General features: G+C 62.4%; 14 protein-coding genes and 1 tRNA gene. 8 read left to right on the top strand and 7 right to left on the bottom strand.

Annotated features, from left to right (window positions below; all coding sequences use genetic code 11):
• Positions 1–51 precede the first annotated feature (51 nt).
• The 4 genes from ctrA (at position 52) to ABSE61_RS27035 (ending at position 3,066) form a co-directional block, all read left to right on the top strand.
• Positions 52–753, top strand: a complete 702-nt coding sequence (gene ctrA, locus ABSE61_RS27050; protein WP_007600544.1) for a response regulator transcription factor CtrA — start codon at positions 52–54, stop codon at positions 751–753.
• A 333-nt stretch (positions 754–1,086) separates the two neighbouring features.
• The gene (locus ABSE61_RS27045; RefSeq protein ID WP_423874212.1) at positions 1,087–1,491 is read left to right on the top strand and encodes a DUF350 domain-containing protein; all 405 of its coding nucleotides are present in this window, start codon (positions 1,087–1,089) and stop codon (positions 1,489–1,491) included.
• Between the two features lie 15 nt (positions 1,492–1,506).
• Complete coding sequence (locus ABSE61_RS27040; protein ID WP_423874211.1) at positions 1,507–1,902, top strand: hypothetical protein; 396 nt, start codon at positions 1,507–1,509, stop codon at positions 1,900–1,902.
• A 6-nt stretch (positions 1,903–1,908) separates the two neighbouring features.
• A complete protein-coding gene (locus ABSE61_RS27035) occupies positions 1,909–3,066 on the top strand; it encodes a glutathionylspermidine synthase family protein (RefSeq protein WP_423874210.1) in 1,158 nt (385 codons plus the stop codon).
• Between the two features lie 133 nt (positions 3,067–3,199).
• Here ABSE61_RS27035 and ABSE61_RS27030 read toward each other — a convergent pair whose 3' ends face one another.
• From ABSE61_RS27030 to chpT, 6 genes are all read right to left on the bottom strand, one after another.
• Positions 3,200–4,078 (bottom strand): CheR family methyltransferase, encoded by an 879-nt coding sequence (locus ABSE61_RS27030; protein WP_423874209.1) that lies wholly within the window; start codon positions 4,076–4,078, stop codon positions 3,200–3,202.
• Complete coding sequence (locus ABSE61_RS27025; protein WP_423874208.1) at positions 4,075–5,232, bottom strand: protein-glutamate methylesterase/protein-glutamine glutaminase; 1,158 nt, start codon at positions 5,230–5,232, stop codon at positions 4,075–4,077. The genes ABSE61_RS27030 and ABSE61_RS27025 overlap by 4 nt, the downstream gene beginning before the upstream one ends.
• A gap of 107 nt (positions 5,233–5,339) precedes the next feature.
• On the bottom strand, positions 5,340–5,705 hold the full coding sequence (locus ABSE61_RS27020) for a response regulator (protein ID WP_423874207.1): 366 nt from the start codon (positions 5,703–5,705) through the stop codon (positions 5,340–5,342).
• 51 nt (positions 5,706–5,756) lie between these two features.
• Entirely contained in the window at positions 5,757–6,227 is a 471-nt protein-coding gene (locus ABSE61_RS27015) for a chemotaxis protein CheW (RefSeq protein ID WP_423874206.1), read from the bottom strand.
• 22 nt (positions 6,228–6,249) lie between these two features.
• Positions 6,250–9,072 (bottom strand): hybrid sensor histidine kinase/response regulator, encoded by a 2,823-nt coding sequence (locus ABSE61_RS27010; RefSeq protein WP_423874205.1) that lies wholly within the window; start codon positions 9,070–9,072, stop codon positions 6,250–6,252.
• A gap of 259 nt (positions 9,073–9,331) precedes the next feature.
• Positions 9,332–9,979, bottom strand: a complete 648-nt coding sequence (gene chpT / locus ABSE61_RS27005) for a histidine phosphotransferase ChpT (protein WP_423874204.1) — start codon at positions 9,977–9,979, stop codon at positions 9,332–9,334.
• 212 nt (positions 9,980–10,191) lie between these two features.
• Here chpT and ABSE61_RS27000 point away from each other — a divergent pair, with 212 nt between their 5' ends.
• Positions 10,192–11,154, top strand: a complete 963-nt coding sequence (locus ABSE61_RS27000; RefSeq protein ID WP_423874203.1) for a 3'(2'),5'-bisphosphate nucleotidase CysQ family protein — start codon at positions 10,192–10,194, stop codon at positions 11,152–11,154.
• A 211-nt stretch (positions 11,155–11,365) separates the two neighbouring features.
• Here ABSE61_RS27000 and ABSE61_RS26995 read toward each other — a convergent pair whose 3' ends face one another.
• Complete coding sequence (locus ABSE61_RS26995) at positions 11,366–11,908, bottom strand: YHS domain-containing (seleno)protein (protein WP_423874202.1); 543 nt, start codon at positions 11,906–11,908, stop codon at positions 11,366–11,368.
• Positions 11,909–12,019: 111 nt separating this feature from the next.
• Between ABSE61_RS26995 and ABSE61_RS26990 the strand changes: the two genes are divergently transcribed.
• The 3 genes from ABSE61_RS26990 (at position 12,020) to ABSE61_RS26980 (ending at position 15,080) form a co-directional block, all read left to right on the top strand.
• On the top strand, positions 12,020–12,697 hold the full coding sequence (locus tag ABSE61_RS26990; RefSeq protein ID WP_423874201.1) for a DUF1134 domain-containing protein: 678 nt from the start codon (positions 12,020–12,022) through the stop codon (positions 12,695–12,697).
• Positions 12,698–12,852: 155 nt separating this feature from the next.
• Positions 12,853–14,127, top strand: coding sequence for a coiled-coil domain-containing protein (locus tag ABSE61_RS26985; protein WP_423874200.1), 1,275 nt, complete (start codon positions 12,853–12,855; stop codon positions 14,125–14,127).
• A gap of 878 nt (positions 14,128–15,005) precedes the next feature.
• Positions 15,006–15,080 (top strand) — tRNA-Val (locus ABSE61_RS26980).
• The last annotated feature ends 2 nt before the right edge of the window (positions 15,081–15,082 follow it).

The raw sequence follows: 15,082 nt of genomic DNA, 5'->3' as shown, positions 1-15,082 counted from the left end.
CCGCAAGTGCGGCCGACCTGACGCCCGGAGCGGCGACGATAGGGGACTGGCATGCGCGTATTGCTGATAGAAGATGACAGCGCCGTCGCGCAGTCGATCGAATTGATGCTGAAATCCGAGAGCTTTAACGTCTATACGACGGATCTCGGTGAAGAAGGTGTCGATCTCGGTAAGCTTTATGACTACGACATTATTCTTCTCGACCTCAACCTGCCCGACATGTCCGGCTACGACGTGCTCAAGCAGCTTCGGGTGTCCAAGATCAAGACACCCATTTTGATCCTCTCCGGCCTCGCCGGCATCGAGGACAAGGTCAAGGGTCTCGGCGTCGGCGCCGACGACTATATGACCAAGCCCTTCCACAAGGACGAACTGGTTGCCCGCATCCATGCGATCGTGCGCCGGTCCAAGGGCCACGCCCAGTCGGTGATCCAGACCGGCGATCTCGTGGTCAATCTCGACACCAAGACGGTCGAGGTCGGCGGTCAGCGCGTGCATCTGACCGGCAAGGAATACCAGATGCTGGAGCTGCTTTCGCTCCGCAAGGGCACCACGCTCACCAAGGAAATGTTCCTCAACCACCTCTATGGCGGTATGGACGAGCCCGAACTGAAGATCATCGACGTCTTCATCTGCAAGCTGCGCAAGAAGCTTGCGAACGCTTCCGAAGGCCGCAACTTCATCGAAACCGTGTGGGGCCGCGGCTACGTGCTGCGCGAGCCGCACGAGGTCGAAGAGCGCATTCCCGCCTGATCCTTACGTTAAGTGGGCCGTTGGGCCCACTCCTCCCAAGACTTGACCCCGCCGCAAACGGCGGGGTTTTTATTTGGGGATTGAACCGGCTCCTAGTGGTCCGATACTAACATTCGCATCCCTTCTCAGCAGGCACCTTTGCGAATGTTAGAATCAAGGGACCACTAGCAAATTCGAATTTTCTAGTGGAGTTTGGGATTTGACATTCGCCTGACGAAGCGCGTGGCCAGGTGGGTAGCGAATGTCAAATCCACTCCACTAGCGTGTCGCGACGGATGGGTTTGTGCGAATCTCAAGCCGGTGCACTATTCCCGCGACTCCAAGGGGCAATGAATGATCCTGCAATCGCTCACCGGCCTGCCGGCTTTCCTGGTCTATTTCTGCACGGCGATCTTTGCGGTCGTGGTCTATCTGTTCGTCTATACGCGCATCACCCCGCATGACGAATTCAAGCTGATCCGCGACAACGATCCGGCAGCCGCGGTTGCGCTGGGCTTGAGCCTGCTCGGCTTCACCTTGCCGCTGGTCAGCGCCATCGCCCATTCCGCCAATATCGTGGATTGCCTGATCTGGAGCCTGATCGCGCTGATCGTTCAGATCGTGGTCTATTTCGTAATCAAGATTCCGGTGCCGAACCTGTCGGCCAAGATCGCGGCGGGTGAGCTGGCGCCGGCGATCTGGCTCGGGCTGTCCTCGCTCGCAGCCGGCGCGCTCAATGCCGCCTCGATGATCTACTGACGGCGGCCGGCCGACATGGAAAGCCCGCCGCGGGGAGAATTCGGAAAGCGCAAGCCGGCGATGCCGGAGGTGGCATCGCCGCCGGTGAAGCGGTCCAGCCATGTGGCGCTTCTGGTGATGGGCACGATGGCGGTCGGTGGCGGCGCCTATGCGCTGATGCCGCGCGGAAATTGCCAGCCGAATAGCCCTGGCATGGCAGCGCCGGCGTCGCCGGAAGCGGCCGCCGCCTGCACGCGCTCATCTTCCGGCGGCGCCCATGGCGGCGGTTCGGGCGGATGGTGGTCGCACAGCAATTTCTATGGTTCGTCATCGTCCGGCACGTCGGGCGCCTCAGGTTCAACCGAAACGACGCGTGGCGGATTCGGCGGCTTCGCACACGCCATTTCGGCGCATTTTTCCGGCGGCGGGTAAACTCCCGTGCAGCGTATCCCCTGCAGAGAGCGCGACGACTGGCAGGCGACGGCCGAAGCCTGCGGCTTCGATTTTCATACCATCGACGGTGTGCGCTACTGGGACGAGCGCGCCTTTTACGCCTTCACGCTCGCCGAGATCGAGGACCTGATCGAGGCGCCGACCGGCGAGATCGACGCGATGTGCCGCGAGCTCTGCGGTTCGGTGGTCGAAGACGAGCGGCATCTGAAGCGACTGCGAATACCCGAGGCGTTCTGGCCGTTGATCCGCGACTCCTGGCGCCGCCACGATGGCAGCCTATATGGCCGCCTCGATCTCAGCTATGGCGGTAGTGGCGCTGCAAAACTTCTCGAATATAACGCCGACACCCCGACCTCGATCTTCGAGGCCGCGGTATTTCAATGGACATGGCTCGAACAGGCGATCGAACGGCGTCTGCTTGAGGGCGGCGCCGACCAGTTCAACTCGCTGCATGAGCGCCTGATCGAGGCGTGGAAAAAGCTTGGCGCCGCAAGCCATCTGCATCTGGCGGGAATGCTCGACAATCCGGAAGACTTAACCACGCTCACTTATCTCGAAGACACCGCGAAACAAGCCGGCCTCGAAACCACTCTACTTGCCATCGAAAGCATCGGCTGGCGCGAGCCTGGCGGCTTCGTCGGTCTCGACGATGAGACGATCGCGCTCGCCTTCAAGCTCTATCCCTGGGAATGGATGTTTCACGACGCGTTCGGCGAAAAACTCGCGGGCGCCTCTACCCGCTGGATCGAGCCGCCGTGGAAAGCGATCCTGTCCAACAAGGGCCTGCTGGCCCTGCTGTGGGAGATGTTTCCGGGCCACCCGAATCTGTTGCCGGCTTTCTTCGAAGACGAGCCGGGCGCAAAAACCCTCAGCTCTTCTTTTGTGCGCAAGCCGCTGCTATCGCGCGAAGGCGCCAATATCGCCATCGTGCGTCACGGCGATGTCGTCGCCTCACAACAGGGGCCATACGGGGCTGAGGGCTACATCCGCCAAGCGCTCGCGCCGCTGCCGAATTTCTCCGGCCAATATCCGGTGCTCGGAAGCTGGCTTGTCGATCACGTGCCTTGCGGGCTATCGATCCGCGAGGACGAAAATCCGATCACGGGCAACACATCGCGCTTTTTGCCGCACGCGATCCTTTGAGCCAGGGCGTTTTCGAGCGAAGCATGCCCTCGGACTTGATCCGGGGGTGGAAACCGGTTCGCACAGCAATCAAGTTTACGCAGATTGCGTCGACTTATCTGCGGTAGAAAACGCGTCAAACAAAAGAGCAGATCTATCGCGCCGCCAGCGCCGAGACCTTTTGCGGTATCATGCCGACAAAGCTGGGCTTGGCGTTGCGGGTGCCGTTCGGACGATAGAGCCCGCGCCGCTCCGGATAGGGCTTGAAGGCATCGGAGATGCCCACCACGGATTCGGCCGCGCCCAGCACCAGGAAGCCGTCGGATTCGACCACCCTGGAAAGGCGCTCGAAGATGCCGGCCTTGGTATCCTGATCGAAATAGATCAGGACGTTGCGGCAGAAGACCACATCGAACGTTCCGAGGTGACCGAAGTCCTGCAGCAGATTGAGCTGGCGGTGCTGAACCATGGAGCGGATATCGGCATTGAGCTGCCACATGTCGCCGATCTGCGTGAAATGCTTGACCAGCAGTTGAATCGGCAGTCCGCGCTGAACCTCGAACTGGCTGAAGATGCCGGCCCTCGATTTTTCCAGAACGCCTTGCGAGAGGTCAGTCGCCACAATATCGATCTTCCAGCCGGCAATAGCGGCGCCAAGGCCCTTCAGACACATCGCGATCGAATAAGGCTCCTGTCCGGTGGACGAAGCCGCGCACCAGATGCGTAAAGAGCGCCGCGCGCTACGCGCCTGCAACAGCGCCGGCAGCATGGTGTCCCGCAAATGATCGAAGGGGAGCTTGTCGCGGAAGAAGAAGGTTTCGTTGGTGGTCATGGCCTCGACCACTTCCGCCGTCAACGCCTCGGCAAATCCCGCCTTAATTTTCACCACGAGTTCGCTGATGCCGGGTAGGCCCGCCTTGCGCGCGAGCGGCACCAGCCGGCTTTCGACCAGATATTGCTTGTCGGCAGACAGATCGAGTCCGGAACGCTCCTTCAGGAGCTTCCGCAAGAACTCATAATCCAACGGCGTCACGAGCGATCTCCTGAAAACAACCTCACCAGTTTTGGTGCGATCTGATTGAGTGGCAGCACGGCCGAACAAATCCCGGCATGGGCGGCCGCGCCCGGCATGCCCCACACCACGCTTGTCGCTTCGTCCTGCGCAATTACACTGCCGCCGGCGGCAACGATGTCCTTGCCGCCGCGCATTCCGTCCGACCCCATTCCCGTCAGAACCAGCGCCAGAATGCCGCCGTGCCAGACGTCGATCGCGGAGGTGAACAGCGGGTCGACCGCGGGCTTGCAGAAATTGATCGGCGCGCCGTCGTCTAGGACGATCACCGTCTCAGTGCCGTGACGTGCCACGCGCATATGACGACCGCCGGGCGCGAGATAGATATGGCCCGCCTTGACGGCTTCGCCGTCGATCGCTTCCCGGGCCGGCCGATGGCTGGCGCGCGCCAGATGTTCGCCCAGAATGGTCGTGAACGTCGGCGGCATATGCTGGGTGATAAGCACGGGGAAGCGGTCGATCACCGGGCCGATTTCCGCAATGACGCTCATCAGCGCCTGCGGGCCGCCCGTTGACGAACCGATCAGCAGCACGCGGGGATTCTGCGTCGAGAAATTGCGGCGCGCGATCGGGGCGGCGACGGCCGGTGCGACCGGCGCACGAAGCGCGCGATCCGCGACAGGCGCATGCGGGTGTGCATGCGTATTGGAAGACGAGCGGCGAACCTTGGCGCCCAGATGGCGGATCTTTTGCACGAGATCATGGCGGAATGTCTCGGCGGCGGAGGATTCGCGGGTGCTTTCCGGCTTCGGGATATAGTCCGATGCGCCGAGCGACAGCGCCTTGAAGCTGATCTCCGCATTGCGGCGGGTCAGCGTGGACGCCATGATGACGATCAGATTGCGCTTCTTGGCCAAGAGCTGCGGCAGCGCGGAAATGCCGTCGAGCTCGGGCATTTCAATATCCAGCACGGCGATGTCGGGGTTGATGCGCTCAACCTGATTGACCGCCTCAAGGCCGGTACGCAACGATGCCGCGACAACGATGTCGGGCTCGGCGCTGAGCCAGCGGGAAATCATGCCCCTGATGACGACGGAGTCGTCAACCAGCATGACCCGCAGGGGCTCTTGGTGGACCGGGCTTGCAGCCACGGGATTTGTCAACGCAATACTCATACTCACCGAACTCAAATCAGCCGCCGAACGCGACACGATGGCCGTACTAAAACGCACTGTTCCGCAATATCACCGGAGGCTGGCGAGCCCCCGGGCAGGCATAAAAATCAGATCAGGCCGACTTCCTGGAACTTGGCCGTGACGATATCCTTGTCGAACGGCTTCATGATGTACTCATTGGCACCGGCGTGAAGCGCACGCGCGATGTGAGCCACATCGTTTTCCGTCGTGCAGAACACCACCTTGGGCTGGTCGCCACCGGGCATGCGGCGGAGATTGCCGAGGAATTCATACCCGTCCATGACCGGCATATTCCAGTCCAGAAGGATCGCTTCGGGCAATCCGCGCTTGCAGATCTCGAGCGCCTTCTCGCCGTCTTCGGCTTCCACGATCTGGAAATCCAGGCCTTCCAGAATGCGCCTTGCGACCTTTCGGATGACACTCGAGTCATCCACGACCAGACATGTTTTCATTGTCGTTGCCTTTGTTCCCAAACCACACTTCCGTTATGCGTTCGTCGAATCTCAAGCCGCCATCATGTCGGGCTGAATTTCGAGTACCCGATCGACGTCCAGCACGACCATCAACTGACCGTCGAGGCGGTGCACACCGCCGGCGAGCTTGGTCATGCGAGGGTCGAGGTTGACCGGATTTTCTTCACGGCTTTCGTCGGCAAGCCTGAGCACTTCACCGATCTGATCGATCAACAGGCCATAGGATTCGCCGCGCAGATCGACGCCAACCGCCATCGGCGGCTTGCCGTCGTCGTTTTTCGGCAAGCCGAGCCGGGCGCGCATGTCGATCACGGTGACGATGCGGCCGCGCAGATTGAGAACGCCGGCGATTTCGCGCGAGGACAAGGGAACGCGGGTGACGCGTTCCGGCATGAACACGTCCTGTACCCGCGAGATCGGCAGGCCAAACAACTGTCCCCCGATCATGGCGGTGACGTATTCGGCCACAGTGCCTTCGACGTTGTCGGTTTTGCTGCTCATACTGTCATCCCTATGCCCGAACTCATGCCGCCGCCCGGTTCATCTCGGCGGTCTGCTCCTTTAGCGCCGCGATCAGCCCTGGGCGGTCGAACTTCGCAACGTAGTCGTGGAATCCCGCCTGACGTCCGCGCTCGATCGCCGCCGGCGATACCAGCGAGGACAGCGCGATGATCGGCATCGACGCAAAATGCGCATCGGCCCGGATCGTCTCCGCAAATTCGAAGCCGTTCATGTCGGGCATTTCGATGTCGGTCAGCACCGCATCGAAGGTCTGGCCGGAACGCAATGCCGCAAGGCCTTCCTGGGCGTTGGGCGCCACGCGAACCTTGTAGCCCGCCGCTTTCAGCACCGGGGCCAGCATGTTGCGGAAGAACGCGGAGTCATCGACGAGAAGCACCTGCTGCGCCGACAGCGAGGGCCGCATTTCCTTGCGGTGGAACCAGTCGGCGAACGCCATCGGCAGGAAATGACCGACGTCGATCACTTCCGTCGCCAGCCCCTTGATGACGGCGGAGCCAAGAATGCCTTCGCTCGACCCGGCGACCTCGATGTGGAGGCGCTCCTCGACGATATCGATGATTTCGTCGACCACGAGCCCCATCGAGCGGCCGTCGTCGGCAAACACCAGGATCGGCTGCGAGCCGGAGGTGCGGATGGTCACGCCGTTCATTTGCACGAGCGGCATCAGCTGCTCGCGGTACTGCACCATCGAACGGCCGTTGGAGAGTTCGATCTTCTCGGCGGCGATTTCTTCCAGACGCGTGACCAGACCCAGCGGCACGGCCTTGGGCTGATTCGAGCCCGCGCGGAACACCAGAAGCGAGGTCAGCTGCTCGGCACCGGCGGCGCGATGCGCCGCGTTCTCGTCGTTGATCTCGTGGGTCGCGTTGGCGGAAGCACCGAGCGCCTTGGCAATGCCGTTCGGGTCAATGATCATGATGACGGCGCCATCGCCCAGAATGGTGTTGCCGGAGAACATGGCGATGTGACGCAGTTTGGTCGACATCGGCTTGACCACGATTTCCTCGGTGTGGAACACGCCGTCGACCACGATGCCGAAGGTCTGGCTGCCGACTTGGGTCACGACGATGAAGCCGTTTTCCGGATCGGAGGACGAACCGTCGTCGATCTTGAGCAGCTTCTTCAGGTGCATCAGCGGCAACAGCTTGTTGCGCAGACGCAGCACCGCGGTGTCCTTGATCCGTTCGATGCGATGTTCGGAATTGGCGCGGGCCCGAACCAGTTCGACCACCGAAAGCTGCGGAATGGCAAAGCGGTCACCGCCGGCTTCCACGATCAGGGCCGAGACGATCGCAAGCGTCAGCGGAATCTTGATGGTGACGGAGGAGCCCTCGCCGGCCACCGACTTGATGTCGATGGTGCCGCCGATCTGGTCGATATTGGTACGCACCACATCCATACCGACACCACGGCCCGACACGCTGGTGACGGCGGCTGCGGTCGAGAAGCCCGGCGCGAAGATGAATTTGTGGATCTGCGCTTCGGTCAGCTTCTCCAGCTCAGCCTCGGTGATGAGGCCATTCTGAACCGCCTTGGCCTTGATCCGCTCGGTGTTGAGACCACGGCCGTTGTCGGCGATGCAGATGATGATGTGGCCGCCTTCGTGATAGGCGGACAGCCGGATCGTACCCGTCTCGGGCTTGCCGGCGGCGGCACGCTCGGCCGGGGTCTCAAGCCCATGGTCGGCCGAGTTGCGCACCATGTGGGTCAGGGGATCCTTGATCAGGTCCAGCACCTGCCGGTCGAGTTCGGTATCGGCGCCGTGCATCTCGAGTTCGATCTGCTTGTGCAATTCGCTCGAGAGATCGCGGACGATACGCGGCAGCTTCTGCCACGCATTGCCGATCGGCTGCATCCGCGTCTTCATGACGCCTTCCTGCAGTTCGGCGGTGACATTCGACAGCCGCTGCAACGGCACCTTGAATTCGGTGTCCTCGTTACGCCGCGATATTTCCAGGAGCTGGTTACGCGTTAGCACGAGCTCGGACACCATCGTCATCAGGTGTTCCAGCGTGTCGACATTGACGCGGATCGACTGGTTGGCGACGCGATCGCCGTCGGCTGCGGCCGGGTCAACCTCGACCGCGGTTTTGGCCTTCTTGGCCACGGATTTCGCGGCCTTCTCGGCCTTTTCAGGCGCTGCATGTGGCTCGGCCTCAGCTTTGGGAGCCGGCGGAGCGGCGACCTCGGCCTTCGGCGCGGCCGACTTTGCGACCGGCGCGGGCGCTGATACTGGCGCCGGGGCCGGCGCTGGCGGAGCGACCTCAGGTGCCGTCTCGCGGAAAGCGCGCTCAAGGTCGTCGAGCGACACTTCGCCCGGTCGCAACTCGCGCTCCAATACCTGGTACGTCAACTTGCCTTCGGTGGCAGCCTTTTCAGGGGCCGGCGCGACAGGCGCAAGCGGCGGCGGCGCCGCCGCCACTTCAGGAGAAGCCTCCATCGCGGCCATGCCGCGTTCGACCATCTGATGAAGCTGCACGATCAGATCCTGATCGTTGCCCTCGGGCTCGGCTTCGGTCGCCTCCAGCCCGCCAAGGATCTCCTTGATGCGGTCGATGCTGCCCAGAATCAGCGTCACCGCCTCGGCGGTGACCGGCATGCCATCGCGGAATTTGCCCATCAGGGTTTCGCCGGCATGCGCCAGCGCTTCCAGCCGCGGCAGGCCGAGGAAACCACACGTCCCCTTGATGGTGTGGACCAGACGAAAGATGTTGTCTAAAATCTTGGCGTTGTTCGGTTCCTGTTCGAACCGCACCAGCTGATTGTCGACGGTGTCCAGGCTTTCACTGGTTTCCGTCAAAAACTCTCTCAAAAGATCGTCCATGAAATCTGGCCTTCACCCACGCGCGCGCGTTCGATGCGCTTTCCGAGTGTGGCCAGCTTCTATGCAAAGCGTTTAATATTGGTTGAGCAAATGGAAAAGAACGGGCTCAACAAAGAGATAAGGTACTCCCGTAAAATACCGGGGTCATTGATCGATCAACCTTTGATTAACGTTTTGCCGCGGGCCGAGCGCGAATCGCAAAGCCGCACGATCGGCCACGCGCGCGAAAAATGCCGTCATTTCAAGCGCCGGCGCGCCTCTACGAAGCGGTGACCACCACGGCTTCGCCCTCAGGCACAAGGCTGACCTTCAGTCCGCAGGACTGCGCGAGCAGGCGCGTATAATAAGGCTGCACCGAATGCGCGTCGCTCGCCGGCGGCTGCTCGGAGCTTAACAGATCGGCAATATTTTGCGGCAGCCGGGCATTCAATCCGTTGGCGGTGACGCGGAAACTCAGCCCCTCGCCTTCGCCGATCGGGTCGACCGTGAGCGTGCCGCCGCGCGGAATGGTCTGCTGCGCGATCACCATCATGTTCAAGAGCAGCTTGACGCGATTTTTGGGCAACAGCAGCCGCGGCAGGTTCCAGGCGATGGTGATCTTGCCGTCTTCGATATGGCCGCGAGCCATGTTCTGCGCGTCGCCGAGATCGATCTGGGCGCCTGCGGAGCCGGCCGCGCCGAACGCCAGCCGGCAGAACTGCAAACGGGCGGATGCGGTCTTGGCGCTCTTGCGAATCAGGTCCAGCGCAAAGTCACGGTCTTCGGGCTTGGGATTGTCGTCCAGCACTTCCAGCCCGTTGACGATGGCCCCCACCGGACTGATCAGGTCGTGGCATACCCGCGAGCAGAGCAACGCCGCCAGCTCAAGGGCATCGGGGGCGGGACCGGAGGACGGGGCATCGGACATAGAGTGTTCCTGAAAATCGATGACAGCGCGGATGATGCGAATCGGACCACTATCCGGCCGGTAGGCTTGATACACTGGGCAGCCCCGTGGTGCCAGCACGGCGGGACGCCGGATCCTTTCGGTCTTCCGCCCGCAATCGTCGCGGCACGGACCCGCCGGGTGCGACAATTGGTTACATACGAGAGAAAATTACACACGAGATAAGGCTTTTGATGGGCTTGCCAACCGACCGACCCGTTTTGTCCGCGACGATCGACCGGGAAGCCGCGGCCCGCTTGATGGCGCCCCTGACCGAGCTCGTCGCGCACGCGGGAGCCGCGATCCTTCAAGCGGATCGCACGCGGATGCGCATCGACGGCAAAGCCGATGGCTCGCCGGTCACGGAAGCCGACCTCGCCGCCGATCGCGTCATTGCCGAGGGCCTCGATCGGCTGGCGCCTGATATTCCGGCGCTGTCGGAAGAGCGCGTAGCGCCGGGAAGCGGCGGCTGCCCAAAGGACTGCCCAAGGGCGTTCTTCCTGATCGATCCCCTCGACGGCACCAAGGAATTCGTCGCCGGCCGCGACGAATTCACGGTCAATCTGGCGTTGGTGGTCGATGGAACGCCGCTGCTCGGCATTATCGGCGCGCCGGCGCTCGGACTGATCTGGCGCGGCCTGGTCGGCCAAAGCACTGACAAGCAAGGCACTGACAAGCACGCCGAGCGGCTTGTCGTCACCAACAACGGGACCGGCCATGGAGTTGGACTTGGGATTGGACTTGGGATCGGACTTGGGATCGGACTTGAGATCGGACTTGCGCAACCGATCCGCACCCGGCCTTTCCCGTCGCCCGGAAAACCCTGGATCGCGGCGGTGAGCCGTTCGCATGGCGACGCCGCGACGGAAGCCTTTATTGACGCCCGTCCCGGCGCGATCCGCGAGCGGCTCGGCTCGGCGGTCAAATTGGCGAAGGTCGCGGAGGGCACGGTCGATATCTATCCGCGGCTGGCGCCGACCAGCGAATGGGACATCGCGGCCGGTCACGCCATCGTCACGGCCGCCGGCGGCAAGGTCACCGATGCGGAAGGAGGCGACTTGCGCTACGGCCGATGCCTTCGACAAGGATCCGGAATAGGCGCGAAGGATTTTATCGTGCCGGCCTTCATCGCCTGGGGCGATCCGACGGAGGGTTAGGAGCTAACAGGATTGATTCGAATGGCGCGACAACGGAAGACGGCTCCCTCTCACCGTGGGAGAGGGGTGGGGTGATGAGGGGTTACGGTTTCTGTTGGTACCGAACCCCCTCACCCGGATCGCGATGCGATCCGACCTCTCCCCTTGGGAGAGGTGAGCTGCTCGGCCGATAGGCTACCTCAACCAAACGCAATCGCGCTTAGCAGCAGGTCTACTGCGCCAGTTGCTCCTCAATCGCCGGCCAGCGCGCTTTGGCTTCCTTCAGATAAGGCGCCGGGTTGGCGGCAAAGGCGTCGCGGGCGTCCTCGTGCCCGAACAGATAAAGCCGATCGCCGGAGACGAGCCAGAACAGCGGGTTTCCGGCGACCGTAATGCCACGCGCCAAATCCACGGGATCATAACCGCCGAATTGGGGGCCATAAACTTCGGGATGCGCGACAAAGGAGTCGCGGTTGCCCTCGTTGCGAAAACGCCAGACCGCGCCGCCCTGTGCGGCCTCGAAGTCCGGCAGGCCGAGTTCCGGACGGGAGTCGATGAAATAGGCCAGCACGTCATAGCCCCCGATGGCCAGACCGCTATAGCGGTTGGTGATGACCCGCTCCGTTGTTTGGGCCAGGGCCAGGGATCCCGCCAAGCATCCGAATGCCACAGTTGCGCCCAATCCCAGAAGAAGGCTGACCGCAATCAGGGCCATCCGGGGACCGAATTGCGGCCTCGCCGCGATGGCGTTTGCTTCCTGCCGTTGTAGCGTCATAGTTGACCCTGATAACGTCCGAGTCGGGGGGTTATCGGGTTCAGCCTAAGTTCATGCTGGTCAGCATTAGGTTAAGGACGACACTCGGAATCGACGCCTAGGGGACTTTTCATGACTTTCGCCACGCGCTTCGCCGCTGTGACGCTTGCCGCGACGCTCACCGCGCTGACGTGCTGGGCTGTGCCGGTTTCGGCGCAGCAGGCCGCGCCGCCGCTACCGCCGCCGGTTTACGAACCGCCGCCGGGGGCACCACCGCCGGGAGCACCTCCGCCGGATCTGCAGCCGCCGCAACGTCAGCCAGGTCCAACCACCTACGGGCCGGATGAACTGGTCGGCGCCGGCCACAAGTTCTTCGGCAATGTCTCGCGGGGTCTCGCATCAGTGATCGAACGCGCGGTCAGCCAGTGGGGCCTGCCGAATGGTTATGTGCTGGGCGAGGAAGGCTCGGGCGCGTTTGTCGCCGGCTTACGTTACGGCGAGGGAACGCTTTACACCAAGAACGCCGGCGATCTGCGGGTCTACTGGCAGGGGCCGTCGGTCGGCTTCGACTGGGGCGGCGACGGCGCGCGCACCATGACGCTTGTCTATAACCTGCCCGCGACAGCCGCGATCTATCAGCGCTTCGCCGGCATCGACGGTTCCGCTTACATCATCGGCGGCTTTGGCATGACGGCGCTCACCGCCAACAACATCGTGCTGGTTCCGATCCGCTCCGGCCTGGGCTTACGTCTCGGCGCCAATATCGGCTACCTGAAATACACCCCGCGCGCGACCTGGAATCCGTTCTGAGATTGCAGCCGTAACAAGGTGCGGGTTTCCAAATTGGAACGCGTGATGCAGCCCGGTCAATGTTAACGGCGCTCGAATGGTGTTGGGGCTGGCCTTCACCCTGCGCCTCGTGGCATTGTTAACAAATACTGTAAGTGTCGTCGTGTGGAGGTCCCATGGTCGAGCCGATCATGTATCTGGCGATCGGTTTTCTGGTCGCGATGCTGCTCGGTCTGACGATCGTGCCGCTGGTGCATAACCGCGCGGTGCGGCTCACCACGCGGCGCATGGAAGCGGCAACCCCGCTGTCGATGGCCGAGATCCAGGCCGACAAGGACCAGCTGCGCGCGGAATTTGCCATGTCGGCGCGGCGGCTCGAGATGAGCGTCGACCAGCTCAAGCACAAGACCACGAGCCAGCTCGCCGAACTCGGCAAGAAGACCGACGCGATCAATCGCATGAAGCTCGAACTCGGCGAGAAGAACGCGACGATCTTCTCATTGGAAGCGCGCGAGAAGGCGGTGAAGGAACAGCTTCGCGCCACTGAAGAGGAATTCGCCGCCAAGACCGAGGCGCTACGCCAGGCGGAAAAGGCGCTGACCGACAAGCAAAGCGAACTCGGCAGGATCAACACCCAGCTGAACGACCGTTCGGTGATGGCGGAAAGCCGGCAGGTCGAGCTTGTCGCCGTGCACGCCCAGATCGACGCGCTGAAAAATCGCGTCGGCGATGCCGAGAAGGATTTCTCGGCGACGCAAGCCCGGCTCGAGCAGGAACGCAACGCGTCGGAGACCGCAAGCCGCGAACTTACCGAGGCGCGCGGCCGGGTCGAGAACCTGAGCCAGCGGGTCACGGATCTGGATCGCCAGCTGATCCTTCAGGTCAAGGAAGCCGAGTTACTCGGCAATCGAGTCAACGATCTCGAGGCGCGGTTGTCGACGCAAGGCAAACTGCTGGCCGAGCGCGAATATGAAGCCAACCAGTTGCGTCAGGCCAAGGACGTCTCCGAACGCACCATCAAGGACCTGCGCGATGAGCTGGCGCAGACCAATTCGGGCGCGTGGCCGGCGCTGGACAAGTTGAAGTCGGAGAAGGCCGCGGTCGAGGAACAGCTTCGCGTCGCCCGCGACGAGCGCGCCAAGCTGCAACGCGACGTCAACGCGATCCAGCAGCAGGCGGAAAGCTCCTGGGCCACCGAGCGCATGGAAAATGCGCTCTTACGCGAACGCATCAACGACATCGCCGCCGAAGTCGCCAAGCTCGCGATGCAGCTTGAAGGGCCGAACTCGCCGATCGAGGCCCTGCTTGCGGCGGAGCCCGCCAAACCCGCCAACGGCGCGGTCAACGGCACAGCGCCCCATGGCAGCCCGACTGAGGGCGGCGGCACGCTCGCCGAACGAATCCGCGCGCTGCAATCCCACGCCTCCCGCGCCCGCCAGCAAGGGGCGTGACGCTCCCGTCATTCCGGGGCTCTTTCTTCTGTCATTGCTGGGGCGATGCGCAGCCTTCTCGTCTTCCGTCATTCCGGGGCGCGCGATAGCGCGAACTATGGTGCGCAATTGCGCACCTGAGAATCTCGCCTCTTCTTCGTCATTGCGAGGAGCGTTAGCGACGAAGCAATCCAGAATCTGTTCTTTGGTACGACTGGATTGCTTCGCTGCGCTCGCAATGACGCGCTGATACATTCCCGCGACGCTTCCCGCCCGAGTTTTGCACAACAACGCCCCTCGAAACATCAGAGGGCGCAGGGAATGGTTTTAACGGCTTATTCCGAGCTCTGATCGGGCTTTCTTGTCACCATCCCCGGCGTGATGCGAAGCATCATCGCCAAGTTGACGCCAGCGTCGAGACGTCAGGACCACACGACTTCGCCGTCCGCCTCACACGCGCTCGTCGTTTCGCGCCCAAAGCGTCCATCGCTCCCCGCGCCCAACGTTCGTGACGATCGCGAAACGTCCCTCTTGATCGGGCACGGGATGGGCCGGATTCTGCCGGTGATTTGGCAGAGCGCCGCAACCAGCTGCGACCGATTAACACGACGGGCAAATCAGGTGCGCGGGCGGAAATCGTGTCAAGTGATCGGCAATTGCTTGGGCATCACCCACCTCAAGTGTCGTCCCCGCGCACGCGGGGACCCATACGCCGGGACCTCTCTTGACGCAGGCTTCTGGACGGCTCTCTGCCCGTAGCAACGGCCGGTGATCCGGTGATTATGGGTCCCTGCTTTCGCAGGGACGACGGCAATTGAAGCCGCCATCACCAGTATTGCGCTTGACACCCCTGCCCCGTGCTTCGTAAATCCCGGCTCTGGCCCTCACCCATGGCGGCCGGGCGCATAGCTCAGCGGGAGAGCGTTCCCTTCACACGGGAGAGGTCCAAGGTTCGATCCCTTGTGCGCCCACCATT

Source organism: Bradyrhizobium sp. (assembly GCF_049519115.1).
GTDB lineage: Bacteria > Pseudomonadota > Alphaproteobacteria > Rhizobiales > Xanthobacteraceae > Bradyrhizobium.
This window is presented reverse-complemented; position numbering and strand designations above follow the sequence as displayed.